Origin of the sequence: Dickeya oryzae (assembly GCF_009372235.1) — a bacterium.
Classification (GTDB): domain Bacteria; phylum Pseudomonadota; class Gammaproteobacteria; order Enterobacterales; family Enterobacteriaceae; genus Dickeya; species Dickeya oryzae.
Window position 1 is genome coordinate 71719 of sequence record NZ_ML762921.1, and the last position, 12512, is coordinate 84230.

The 12512-nt window shown below is 53.3% G+C and carries 10 protein-coding genes; 3 read left to right on the forward strand and 7 right to left on the reverse strand.

The window, feature by feature from the left end; all coding sequences use genetic code 11:
- The first annotated feature begins 165 nt into the window (after positions 1–165).
- Positions 166–696, forward strand: coding sequence for an inorganic diphosphatase (ppa, locus tag FAZ14_RS05535; RefSeq protein ID WP_012885989.1), 531 nt, complete (start codon positions 166–168; stop codon positions 694–696).
- 166 nt (positions 697–862) lie between these two features.
- Here the strand turns inward: ppa and FAZ14_RS05540 are convergent, their stop codons facing one another.
- From FAZ14_RS05540 to FAZ14_RS05555, 4 genes are all read right to left on the reverse strand, one after another.
- Positions 863–1285 (reverse strand): nuclear transport factor 2 family protein, encoded by a 423-nt coding sequence (locus tag FAZ14_RS05540; RefSeq protein WP_016940446.1) that lies wholly within the window; start codon positions 1283–1285, stop codon positions 863–865.
- On the reverse strand, positions 1282–2778 hold the full coding sequence (locus tag FAZ14_RS05545) for a tRNA ligase subunit PheS family protein (RefSeq protein ID WP_153508181.1): 1497 nt from the start codon (positions 2776–2778) through the stop codon (positions 1282–1284). The genes FAZ14_RS05540 and FAZ14_RS05545 overlap by 4 nt, the downstream gene beginning before the upstream one ends.
- Complete coding sequence (locus FAZ14_RS05550) at positions 2775–3836, reverse strand: cupin domain-containing protein (protein WP_153508182.1); 1062 nt, start codon at positions 3834–3836, stop codon at positions 2775–2777. The genes FAZ14_RS05545 and FAZ14_RS05550 overlap by 4 nt, the downstream gene beginning before the upstream one ends.
- Positions 3837–3998: 162 nt before the next feature.
- Positions 3999–5030: an aminotransferase class I/II-fold pyridoxal phosphate-dependent enzyme gene (locus FAZ14_RS05555; RefSeq protein WP_153508183.1), complete on the reverse strand. Its 1032-nt coding sequence runs from the start codon at positions 5028–5030 to the stop codon at positions 3999–4001.
- 204 nt (positions 5031–5234) lie between these two features.
- Between FAZ14_RS05555 and FAZ14_RS05560 the strand changes: the two genes are divergently transcribed.
- On the forward strand, positions 5235–5477 hold the full coding sequence (locus tag FAZ14_RS05560) for a hypothetical protein (protein ID WP_153508184.1): 243 nt from the start codon (positions 5235–5237) through the stop codon (positions 5475–5477).
- Between the two features lie 99 nt (positions 5478–5576).
- Here the strand turns inward: FAZ14_RS05560 and FAZ14_RS05565 are convergent, their stop codons facing one another.
- Genes FAZ14_RS05565 through tamA form a run of 3 tightly spaced genes read right to left on the reverse strand, consistent with a single transcriptional unit; the run spans position 5577 to position 11376 of the window.
- The gene (locus FAZ14_RS05565) at positions 5577–5924 is read right to left on the reverse strand and encodes a gamma-glutamylcyclotransferase family protein (RefSeq protein WP_016940450.1); all 348 of its coding nucleotides are present in this window, start codon (positions 5922–5924) and stop codon (positions 5577–5579) included.
- A 2-nt stretch (positions 5925–5926) separates the two neighbouring features.
- On the reverse strand, positions 5927–9682 hold the full coding sequence (gene tamB, locus FAZ14_RS05570; protein ID WP_153508185.1) for an autotransporter assembly complex protein TamB: 3756 nt from the start codon (positions 9680–9682) through the stop codon (positions 5927–5929).
- On the reverse strand, positions 9679–11376 hold the full coding sequence (gene tamA / locus FAZ14_RS05575; protein ID WP_167334800.1) for an autotransporter assembly complex protein TamA: 1698 nt from the start codon (positions 11374–11376) through the stop codon (positions 9679–9681). The genes tamB and tamA overlap by 4 nt, the downstream gene beginning before the upstream one ends.
- 420 nt (positions 11377–11796) lie before the next feature.
- On the opposite strand from tamA, the gene msrA reads away from it, so the two are divergent.
- Positions 11797–12435 carry a peptide-methionine (S)-S-oxide reductase MsrA gene (gene msrA, locus FAZ14_RS05580; RefSeq protein ID WP_194287066.1) on the forward strand — a complete coding sequence of 213 codons (639 nt, stop codon included), beginning with the start codon at positions 11797–11799 and terminating at the stop codon, positions 12433–12435.
- The last annotated feature ends 77 nt before the right edge of the window (positions 12436–12512 follow it).

A 12512-nucleotide genomic window follows, 5' to 3' on the forward strand; every position in this document is an offset into this window, starting at 1 on the left:
TAATTAGATTAATTATTTAATTTCCATTAATTAGCACCATGTGGAATCCATTTTGACGGACACACCATACACCGCGTGTGCTCCCCCTAAAAAACCACGACTTTCGCCATCAGTTGGCTATAATGAGCGCCACTCCATTCTGGTTTGAAGAAGAAGGAAACCGACATGAGTTTGAATAGCGTACCGGCGGGTAAAGACCTTCCGGAAGATATTTATGTAGTGATCGAAATCCCAGCTAACTCTGATCCTATCAAGTACGAAGTGGACAAAGAAACCGGCGCCTTGTTCGTAGACCGTTTCATGTCTACCGCCATGTTCTATCCGTGCAACTACGGCTACATCAACCACACCCTGTCACTGGACGGTGACCCGGTTGACGTGCTGGTGCCGACGCCGTATCCGCTGCAGCCGGGTTCGGTTATCCGCTGCCGTCCGGTTGGCGTACTGAAAATGACCGACGAGTCTGGCGAAGATGCCAAAGTGGTTGCGGTACCGCACACCAAGCTGAGCAAAGAGTACGACCACATTAAAGACGTGAACGACCTGCCGGAACTGCTGCGTGCCCAGATCGGTCATTTCTTCGAGCACTACAAAGACCTGGAAAAAGGCAAGTGGGTCAAAGTGGAAGGCTGGGCTGACGCCGCCGCTGCGAAAGCCGAAATCCTGTCTTCTTTCGAGCGTGCTAAAAACAAATAAGGCGCGGTGATGACGTCTTTCGTGTTTTGTTTTGACTGCGACAGTCACATGACGGGCAGTCAGAAGCAGAGGCAGTCAGAAGCAGAAAACCAGCAACGCCTGAATCACAACACCGCCGATGGCGGTGTTGTTGTTTATACCTCAGCGACAACCTCCATCACCGGTATTACTCTTCGTCAAACGCAGGCCGCCAGGAGCTGCCAACACCGAACTCCGCTTCATACGCTGGCCGTGCCGTAACGGTGTCGTAAATGATGTGCAATTTTTCAATCAACCCCTCACTGTTCATTTCCAACACATCGACACACTCAAAATGCGCCGGCTCGCCAGAAGGCAACGTCCACTTGAATTTAAACCAGATAGTAATGAGCGGCCGGCCATCCACCTGCGCCCCTTTAGTCACCCCCTTCAGATTGATTTTCGCTCGTCCAGTGTCTTTGAATAACGCGGTATAGAAATCAACCGCTTTTCTCGGACCATACAACGGTGAAAATACCACCCCATCCGGGGTATACAGATCGAGAATGGCGTGAAGATCGCTCTTCTCCAGCGAGTCAAGGTACGTTTTAGCAATCTGATCCGGTGTCATTGTTTTTCCTCCTGAAGCGTAATATCCATCGTAATTTCACCGGCTGCCAACGGCTCGGAGAGCTGCCATGCAGTCAGTACATGCGTTGCCAGTTGACCGACGTGGCCGACAATATCGCCCGCGTCGGTCACCAGTGTGGTTGCCTGCGATGTTGCCCAGGCAACCTGGTCATCCTCACGGCAGTGAACAACAAGGCCGCGCCCGGCCAGCGCAGCCAGCATCGCCGTCAACAATTGTTCTTTGCTTCGCCCCAGCGCTGCCAGATGGAATGGCTGCTGGGGGATAGCCGCGCGCAACAGTGCCAGTTGTGCGCCAGACGGCACGCGCCCGGTCGCCACACTCGGCGCAAGAGGCAATCGGCCAGGTAAAAACACGCGCGCACGTTCAAAAATACCGCTGTAATGCGGCGGCAATGCGCTGCCTTGCTGCTGCCACAGGGTCAGTAACCCCGGCAACAAGAGCGGCTGCATCACCGGCTCAATGCCCTCTATCGGGTCACGCAGTTGCCAGTAATTGGCCAGCGAGTCCGGTAAGGTGGCGGGTTGTACGCAAGCCAACGCCTGCACAGAGGTAAACGGAAAGGTCGAGACCTGTACCCATCCCTCGGTCGCCATCGTCCAGTCGGTCTGACTATCAATGTCATCGGAGCCTGATTTTTCCGCCGCTGCCGTGGCCAGGTCTATCGCCCTGCTGCTGGCATAGGTCAGGTCACCATTCACGATCGGCTGCAAATCTTGCAAACCGTCCCTGAGCATCAGCGTGCGTTCCACCCCAATGCCGAATGAAAAAGCGCTGAACGCGTCAGGGTCGACACCGCAATTGATAAGCACATTCCGATGCACCATGCCGCAGCCTCCCCATTCAATCCACCCTTCCCCCTGACAAGTCGGACACGTTGCCGACTGCCCATGGCACTGATTGCATTGAATGTCGATTTCGGCTGCCGGTTGCGCGTAGGCAAACTCATAAGGCCGTAATCGCGTCACCACCCCTTGCCCAAACAGCGAATGCGCCAGTTCATCCAGCAATTGCTTGAGGTTATCCATCGTCAGATGGCGGTCTACCGCTAACCCCTCCAGTTGGTTGAAGACCGGGCTGTGCGTGGCATCAAGCGCATCAGGCCGATAGGTACGGCCAATATGAAAGCGATATAACGGCGGCGATTGCGTCAGCAAGGTACGCGCCTGTACTGGCGACGTATGCGCCCGCAGCACCAACCCGGAACGTGGCCGATGTGGTTCTGGCTGTTGTTCCGATGTCGTTAACTCGCCGTACCGCTCTGCGGCTGACTGGATCAGATAAAAAGTATTGTCTGAGGTACGGGCAAAATGATCGTCAGCCATATTCAACACATCGAAATTGAACCATTCGGCTTCAATTTCTGGTCCATCCATCGGGGTATAGCCACGCGCCTGAAAAAAACCGGCGATCTGTTGCCTGAGCAACGTCAGCGGATGCAATGAACCTCGCGGAGGTTGGCTACAAGATGTCATGATGAAGCGCCCTGCAATGTCCAGGTGGCGATACGCTCATGTACCAAATCCATCATGTCCCAGGCCTGACGGCACAGCGGCAGCAGCGATTGTATTTTTTCAGCGGGCAGGCTGTGGAGGTAAGCCTGACCGATAGACCGATGGTCATCATCCGCTTCGGCATGCACATCAAAATAATCGCCTTCAACCTCGGGCTTATGGAATATTTCAGAGGTGGCAAGGCCAAATACGTGACCGCTCGACTCGACTACCAGATGTACCACCACCAGTTTCCCCGCCTCGTCCTGTTGGTACATCTGAGAGACAAACCAGTTACCGGCCGCTTCCAAAATTGGGTCGTAAACCGCGTCATTAATCTCATAACGCACGCGCAATAACTCATCATGCCCCACTTCTTCCATGAAATGACGCTGATACTCCTCCTGCAAAGCCGGGGTGATGCACAGTGCCTGACGAGCCAGCACCATTTTCTGGAAATAGCGTGACCAGACATATAAGGCTGATACAAAACGTTGACGTAATTGCGCGTCTTTCTGTAACCGGCCGGAAGAGAATAACTGAAACAAGGCATTGGTCTGATGACGCCCCACCAGCGTTTCGTTCACCTGATAAAGGTTATTTAGTGCATCGCTGAATGTTACCCTTGCCTGTTGTTCATCCTCATATAATCCCTTACCTTCAAATTGAATCGACAAACCATGAAAGGTTTCACCCTCACGGGTGGTAAAACCATGGTTGCGGAAAGGTTCTACACAAACAATATCCCCCTCATATAATTGATGAGGCTCATCTCCCGTTAATTGCACAGAACCACTACATACAATAATCATGGATTTTGTCGGATGTTGATGAACATCCAGTGTCTCGCCATCGGTTAAACGCACCCAGGCAAATGACAAGCGACCTGACTCGGGGATAAAATGAGCCAAATCTTCATTGCGTCGAAAATCACGGTGCTGCCCCAACAAATGCTTTTCACCATTAACATCTACATGAGTGATCGCACGAATTTGCTCACGCGAAATAACATTCACAACAGCATGTTGTTCCTTATTCATTTCCAACGACTCCTTGTAATGACAGTTATTATATTTCGCTTTATTAACGACAACGATAAAATCACAAAGATTAGCCATTCAGCCTTTCATTCATGATCATGAATTTTTCATAAAAAGTGTCAGCGCCGATGATTTCATAAAAACAGATTCAAACCGTCACAGTTACTCCAATACAGCCAGCAAATTATCCATTACCTCAGGTGCAGCCAGTGAAATACGGATATAACCGATAAGCCCCATTGGATTGGGTAATACGTCAAATCCGGCATTCAGTAGTCGGGCCGCCATCGAATCAGGCGCTTTGATAGTAATAAAACCGGCATGAGCAAATACCTTTTCAATGGCAGGAATACGTTTCAACCGTAGTGCTACCCGTTCCCGCTCCTCAATGAAAAGCAAAATTTGTTGTTTTAATTGAGCGATATTTGATAACGCCGCTTGCGCCTGCTCAATAACCGGCTGAGGAAGGGCAAAAGGGAGACGTACTTTCATCATAGCGTGAATCAGTTCAGGCCGGGCCAGTACCGCGCCCAGGCGCAACCCAGCCAGCGCCATGCCTTTAGACAAGGAGCGCACCACAATCAGTTGCGGATAGTCATGAATCAGATGACGGAATGAACGTCGGGAAGCATATTCTACATAGGCTTCATCGATAACAACCAACCCTGAGAAATTCTCCAGCACGTGAATAATTTCATCCCTCATCAAGCCACTGCCGATGGGGTTATTCGGGTCACATAGCAAAATACCTTTCGCCTGACTTTCCTTTATTTTATCCAAATCAAGGTGATTAAACTCGTCACCTAAAAGCGGGATAGGTTCAACATGAACAGAATAGGCCGCAGCCAGTTCATCAAACAAACGGAAATTAGGTGGGGTGACAATCACACTGTCTTGTCGCGGTTCAAAGAACGTTCGAAAAACTAAATCCAGACCATCAGAGGCACCACGGGTCATGAGCACCCAATCCGAATGCCATTCCTGACTACCTTGATATCCCTCTATCTCTGCCAGTGCGTTAAGATAATGGCTGGTGAGTGTTGGATAGACATTCGCAGGATAACGATTTTGCTGACCACCAAATGGGTTTTCGTTATCTCGCAGGTTAACCATACCTCGCTCTTCTGAACGGGAAGAAAAACTGAAGGCGGGCTTCATACTATTAATCACATCCCTGACCAGTGACTTTTCCATTTTCGTCCTTGCATTAGTGAATACAAATCGTGTGCAATGCCTTTCCTTTTATTCTTATCAATATTAACACTCCCCCTGCAATAGCGAATAAATATGACGAAAAGAAGAAACTACTTAATACAAATAACAATAGCATCCCAAGGCGAAAGATTTTCTTTCCCCACCAACAAGCAACATAACAAAAATAAATGATGACTAACCAAAATGATAAATAAGAATGAATTAGCATTAATGATTTTTATTATTGAATCAAAATCGCCACACTGTCAAGCATCACAAAACAACAAAACAACAAAACAACAAAACAACAAAACAACAAAACAACAAAACAACAAAACAACACCACAAGAACAACAAAATTTTTCCTCAAAAACAAAGAATAGAATTAAAAAATATCAACGAGATTTCTTTACAAAGAAAATATTAATAAACACAAACAACAAATAAAGAAGAATAAATAAGAGCAAGTGACTATTGATAGAAATAAATAATCCCGGTTAACGTTATTCGCTACCGGGATTATGTAGAGTATGACGTGATGTCAGGTTATGGCTCTTCGTTACGCTTCAACCAGTCGCCGCTGATGATACGACGTAAGCCAGTAACCGGGTGTTGATACAGGTAAATCCAGGCGCTGCCATAAGGCGTGGCAATCAACTCACGCTGGTAAGCTCCGCCTCCCCGCTTCAGTTCATCCAGTTCGGTCAGAATAGACGAACTGATGCGGTACACTTCGCAGTAAATCTCTCCTTCGCCTGCAACCGCCGCCGGATAGTGTCCCAGATCGTATAACTCATACCCTTCGAGCTGGTGATCCCCTAACCACTGAGCATTGGTCATCCAATGACTGTTTCCCTGTTTGCGCCGTAAACTGCCGTAGACAATAATTCGCATTGCTAAAACTCAAACTGATAGAGCACATCGAGTGCCTGATTCACACCAGACACCGCTTCCAGATATAGTTTTGGCATTAAACGGTAACGTAAGGTTAACGTTGCCAATGAATCGAACAGGCCGACACCATATTTGACCTGCAGGCCCGGAAGGACGTAACCGCTGACAACAACCTGCGATTTGTCGCCAACTCCCTGTGTATCCAGAGCTAAATTGCTTACGCCAAAGGCCTCGCCGATTTTACCCACAACTTGACCACTTTGTGCAACCCCTAAACCAATCAGAGCTGATGTCATCATCGAACTATCCGCGCCACTACTGTTCAAACCCTGACCGCGCAGCAGATAAGACAACGCTTCCTCCTGCGATAATGTCGGTTCCGAAAACACATCCAGCTTAGGTGCACTGGCGGTACCGGTAACCCGAACACCGACCGTCACGCTGTCTGCGGTATTATCCGGGTTGCGAATAGCCTCGATGTTTAACACCGGCAGCGTCGGCGGCCCGGAAAACAGCAATAGCCCTTTACGCACTTGCAAATCCTGCCCATAGGCCTTGAAGCGCCCTTCCTGCATCGAAATCTGCCCGTTCAGCCCCAACCCTTGTTCATCCTGCGAGACTTTCAAATCACCATGAAGACGGGCTCGTAACCCATAAGCATCCAGCCAGACATCATCGCCCACCCGTACAATCAGGTTACTGGCGATCGGAATCCCGCGGGCCACGGTGGTGACCGGCTGGCGTCGCGCATCCAGAATCACTTCATCCGACGAGACATCCACCGCACTGGCGGGCATATCGTGCACCACAATCCGCGCCCAGGGGATCGTCACCGTACCGTTTAGCGACAGTAACTGTGGCGTCGCCTCGAACACGATATCCGGCGACACATCCAGCCGCGCCATCGGCGGCACCGTCACCCGCATACGATCACCATTCACGGCAATCCGCGCTCGCCAGGCATCGAATACCGACCAGTCGGCATTCCCCGCCAGGGTTATTTGCCCCTTTGTGGTCCGGAACACGCCTTGCAATGTCGAGGACATACCGTTGAACACCAACGCTAACCGCCCGCTGGTCAAATCGACGGGCATCCAGTTACCGTCCACATCAAGGTTATCCAGCGTGAGTTGCCCGAACACCTGTGGACGTTGCAGGTCACCGCCCAAGCGCAGATCCGCATTGACGACACCGGCGGCTTTCTCATTTTGGCGCAACATCGGGCGCAGCAGGTCAAGTGACAACGCATTTAGCGTCACCGTACCACTCAGATTACGGCGATGCTGTGGATCCGTAATACTCACATCGCCCCGAAAACGCCCGTTGCCCTGAATGCCCATCAGCCATGCCAGTCGCGCCTGCCCGTGCTCTAATCCGGCCTCTAAAGTCAGCGTGTCAAACGCTACCGGCAGCGTACCGCCTTCAACCTGCTGACGGACGGTGACACCCTGACCCGCCAGCGTGACGCGTGCCTGGGGCAAACCACCGTTGGCCTGCCAACTGACTTGCGCATTGCCGTTCACCGTACCACTCACTGCCGTCTGCTGGCCGATAAAGGGTGCCAGCATCGCCAGATTAAACCGGTTAAGCGTCACGCTTGCCTTGCCGCTGGCTCCCGCTTCAATCGGCTGAGGTACACACAATTCAGCATTGGGGTTACGCCAGCAATGCGTTCCTATCGTGACGGTCTGCGCCGCGACCTGATACGCCAGCGACATCGACGGTGCCAGCCGCCATTCGCCAACCGGGGTGTCAAACCGCGTATCGCTCAGCTCTCCCTGCCAGCGCTGCTGTGCACGGTCGAAGTGGCCGCTCAATAACAGCTGGCCGCCTACCGGTTCGCCGTTCAGGGTAACGCGTAGCTGGTGCTGATTCTCATCACCGGTCGCCCGGACATTCAGCGACGCCAGCCGCACATCCCCCTGCGTCAGTTGCTGCACCTGTAACGTCAGTGTGCCCTGTACCTGTTTATCCGATTGCACGTCACCCTTGAGTGTCAGTTTACCGAGGCTCAGTTCCTGCCAGCGCAACGCGGTGGCGGAAATATCGGTCTGCAACTGTGGTGCCTCACGTTTGCCCTCCAGCCGCAGCTTCCCGGTTATCTGCCCGCCCAAACCGGGCAGTATTCCATTGAGTGACGGCGCATTAATGTCACCGTTCAATCGCCACTGGTCTTTCAATTCCCCCTGTAACGTCAGTTGGTTACGCCCCAGCGAGAGCGTCACCCCCGGAATCGACCACTGACCGTCGGCATTACCGCTCAACGCCCCTTTGGCGCTCAGTTTGTTCTGCCGGATTTGCCCATCCAGCGCCAACTGCGGTACATCAAACCGCCATGACTCCCCCGCCAGGCTGCCATTAATGGTGAATACACCGTCCAGCCGTGCTGGCCACTCTGGCCATTGTTGCGCGGTATTGATGCCTGTGAGCGCCAGATTACCGTTCCAGGTTATCGCATCACGCCAGTCCAGTTGACCGGTTATATCCGCCGTTCCCTGCAACGCCGCCAGCCGTAGTCGTGCCAGCGAGAACTGTTGTTCACTGCCCTGACCGTCGAGCGTCAGGGTACCGGGCGGCAGCTCACTGCCACGGATATCCCCACGTAGCGACAATGAATAATCCGTCACTTTTCCGCTGACATTCACTTGTACCTGATTGAACTGGTAAAGCGCGTCACCGGTTAGCGGCCAACGCAGTTGCGGTGTACGCACGCTCAGATTCAGCGGCAGGCCGGGTTCAGCCAACGCAGTCTGAATATCGACCTGCGCACGCTGCGGACCAGACAGGTTTATCGCCAGCCGCAACTGCTGGCGCAGGCTACCGTCAGCGGTCAGCCGTATGCGTTCCCCCTTGAGCAGGTCGCTATTGAGTATACCGTTGAGGTTGAGCATAACCGGCCAGTCGCCCGATAAGGTCGCATTACCATGCGCGTACAGTGCGCCCTGCGGCGATTGCACCGTGAGTTGCTGCAACGTCAGCGTCTGTTGTCGGGTAGCCGCCTGCAGTTGGACGCGTGAAATGGCGACCGGCTGGCTCCCTACAAGCTGCCATGACTCCCCCTGCAAATCGGCAATGGTGAGATCTAACGGCAAGGTAAACTCAGGCATTGCAGGCAGTAGCGGTGCGGCAAACAATGCATGCAGCGTTTCGCCCAACGGCGGCGGCTTAACCGCCGTCACTGGCGGTGTAGAGGGCGCTTTCGCGGTGGCAGGCAGTGAGACAATGAGGCCTGATACCTGTGTCGGCAACAACGTCAGTGAACGCCCCTGCCAGGTCAGCGCCGTTTGCAGCGAGTTCAGTGACACATCGGTACCATCAACCAGAATGCGACTATCGGTCAGGCTGATGTGATTCAGTGCCATCGAAACCGGCGCACGTATTTCGGTTACCGGTGCGGCGTGTACCGGTGGTTCAGCGTCGGCTGGGGGCAGTGCCTGAGTATCGATAGCCACCGTCAGCCCCTGCAACGACAGGTCATCCAGACACAGTTGACTGCGCCACAGGCATCCCGGTGTTAACGACACATGCAGTCGCTCCGCCTGCACGCTGATACCGGGCGACTGGTAGCGTATGCCATTGAGCGTCAAATTCCGCCAGCCGCCCTCGACGGCCCCCATTTCCAGTCCCGGCACCCAACGCATAGCCGCGCCAAGCAACATATGTAACCCTGGCGTGGTGGTCACCAGCAGTATCACTGCCAGCAATAACGCCAGCACACCCACCGTCAGGCCAATTCCGGCTTTTTTCATCCTGCTCATAATTCCGGTCCCAGCCCGATATAAAACTGCAATCCACGTTTATCGTTGTCGCCAATCGGCCGGGCGATATCCAGCTTGACTGGCCCGACCGGCGAAGCCCAGCGCACACCAATACCTGCGCCTGTTTTCAGGTTGGTGCGAGTCAGATCGTTGACGGCTTCACCACTGTCTATGAAAACGGCACCCCACCATTTCCCCGTGACGTTGTACTGGTACTCCAGTGATCCTGCTGCCAGCTTCGAGGCACCGGTGAGCTTGCCGTCACTGTCGCGTGGAGAAATGGATTTGTACTTATAACCGCGAATGCTGCGATCGCCACCCGCAAAGAAGCGCAGCGAGGGGGGAACACGCGAGAAGCTCCCGGTTTCGATCCAGCCCAGATTGGCGCGGGTCACAAAACGGTGTTTTTCCGCCAGTGTTCGGATCCAGACGTTCTGTGCCTGAAATACCGCAAAATCAATATCCGACCCCCACAAGGTGTTGGAGACATCCACCGAGTAACGCTGGGTATCCCCCCAGTCGGGCATCAGCCCGCCTCGCTGTCGGGTACGGTTGAAGCTGACGCCGGGGTAAAGCAGCATGGTGGTATTGGTGACGTTGGCCTGAGTAAAGTGATCCAACGTCCAGCGCATATTCACAGCCCGCTGCCAGCCGCTGGATAGCTCCCAGTAACGCGCCAGATTAAATGTCGTCGAGTCAGACTGGGTATCGTTGAGATCTTCGCGCTTGAAGCCCCCCTGCGCCAGATAGTACTGCTCCAGCGGGCTTTTCAGCAGGGGCATCTTGTAGCTGAAATCCAGTTGCTGTTCCGGCGCAGATACGCTCAGACTGCTTTCCAGACTGTGACCGTAATCGTTAACCCAGGGTCTTTTCCAGGTTGTTTTCAGCCGTGGCCCGACATCGGTGGCATACCCTACCCCGGTTTCCACATTATTACGGGTACGCGGCGTCACCACCGCCTCTAGCGGCAGGACTTTACTCTGGCGACCGTGTTCAAAATCTGGTGACACTACCGCCGAGTTAAACCAACCGGTGGCAGACAAGCGCCGGTTAAACTCCCCCAGTTGTTCCACCGAGTAAGCATCGCCCTCACGAAAGGGCACCAGATTGTGCAAATACGCCTGCTGAATCTGAGAACCTCGAAAGTTCACCTTACCAAAGCGATAACGGGGGCCGCTGTCATAATCGATGTCCCACCAGGCCTGATGGGTCGAGGGCATCACCCTTAACTGGCTTTTCGTGAAATGACCGTCGAAATAGCCCTTACGCATCGACAACGTATTGAGTTCGTCTTTAAACGCATCGTAATTACCGTGATTGAGCGGACTGCCAACCGCTGGCCGACGTTGCTGCACCAGTTTTTGATAATCCGCATCCTGTTGTGCACCACCGCGAATAGCGATGCTGGAACCGGCGATGTTGACCGGCTCTCCCGGCATCACCGTGACCTTCAACACCGGGCGGCCACGCCCCTGCGCCGGAATAAATTCAAAGCGGATATCCGGGTCGTAGTAACCCAACGCACGAAGGCCCTTGCGGATAGCTTCATCAACCCGGGCACGAAAACGCCCATCAGCATTAACTTCATCCGGAGTGATGGTAGAAAGGCGTGCCCGCACATTCTTCTGCAACTCCCCGTCCAGCCCGGTAAGTTGAAGACGTACATTCGGTGCAGCCCATGCTGACGTCGCCATCAGCAGCAGGCAAACTATGCTAAACACCCGGCAGAACACGGCGCTACGGCGGCAAAATCTATTTTTTGTCCTGATAAAAATCGTCACGTCACTTCCCAGTAGCGTCGACAAAATCGACGTATTTTCTTAACAACAACAAACAGGTATATCGGTAACGATAGGATTAGTTACCATGGTTAACTATAGATAGTCGTCGCCATGCCGACAACGCCATGAACCTGAAAGTCGCCCACACCCGACACGATAGCCCGGCAATGCGTACACGTCAGGTCAGGGGCCACCGCCTCAACGACATACTCGCTGTCGATACCCGCACCCTTGTCATATATCTATGGTATTTCGCCATAAAGACAGAGCGCATTAACTCGGTTATGCTCTGAAAATGACGAAATACAGGGTGATAATCAGGAGCCAAACGTGATAGTGAATTTTGACAAGACCCAGTTGATCGACAAGTCAGATGCCCTGCCAGGCCGCACGACGCCGATGCCAGTCGCCCGCCTGCACGTGGTCAACCAGCACTCCATGACCCACGTTCCAGACCACATGGAGGTGGCGATTTTCGCGATGGGCTGTTTCTGGGGCGTAGAGCGCCTGTTCTGGCAACAGCCGGGGGTGTACAGCACCGCGTCAGGATATTGCGGCGGTTACACCCCCAACCCGACGTATCGGGAAGTGTGCACCGGTAAAACCGGCCATGCCGAAGCGGTACGGGTAGTGTTTGACCCGGCAGAGGTGAGTTACACCCAGTTGTTGCAGCTGTTTTGGGAAAACCACCATCCCGCGCAAGGGATGCGCCAGGGCAACGACATCGGCACGCAATACCGTTCTGCTATCTATACGTTAACGCCAGAGCAGGACGCCGCCGCCAAAGCCAGCTGCCAGCGCTTTCAGCAAGCCATGCGTGAGGCAGGCGATAACCGTGCCATTACCACCGAAATTCAAGCTGCCGGGCCGTTTTACTACGCTGAAGATGAGCACCAGCAATACCTGCACAAAAATCCGCACGGCTACTGCGGACTGGGCGGCATTGGCGTGTGCTTACCGCTGCAAGGCTAAGGCTTTCGACGATTTCATCGCACCTGTTATACTGTGCGTCCACAGGACCGGTTTCCGGTCCTTTTTGCGGTGCCGCC

Coding starts and splice junctions, on each gene's coding strand:
- FAZ14_RS05555 (WP_153508183.1), bottom strand. CDS start 5,030: ATGGAAAAGTCACTGGTCAGGGATGTGATTAATAGTATGAAGCCCGCC.
- FAZ14_RS05540 (WP_016940446.1), bottom strand. CDS start 1,285: ATGACACCGGATCAGATTGCTAAAACGTACCTTGACTCGCTGGAGAAG.
- FAZ14_RS05550 (WP_153508182.1), bottom strand. CDS start 3,836: ATGAATAAGGAACAACATGCTGTTGTGAATGTTATTTCGCGTGAGCAA.
- FAZ14_RS05560 (WP_153508184.1), top strand. CDS start 5,235: ATGATAAATAAGAATGAATTAGCATTAATGATTTTTATTATTGAATCA.
- FAZ14_RS05545 (WP_153508181.1), bottom strand. CDS start 2,778: ATGACATCTTGTAGCCAACCTCCGCGAGGTTCATTGCATCCGCTGACG.
- ppa (WP_012885989.1), top strand. CDS start 166: ATGAGTTTGAATAGCGTACCGGCGGGTAAAGACCTTCCGGAAGATATT.
- tamB (WP_153508185.1), bottom strand. CDS start 9,682: ATGAGCAGGATGAAAAAAGCCGGAATTGGCCTGACGGTGGGTGTGCTG.
- FAZ14_RS05565 (WP_016940450.1), bottom strand. CDS start 5,924: ATGCGAATTATTGTCTACGGCAGTTTACGGCGCAAACAGGGAAACAGT.
- tamA (WP_167334800.1), bottom strand. CDS start 11,376: ATGGCGACGTCAGCATGGGCTGCACCGAATGTACGTCTTCAACTTACC.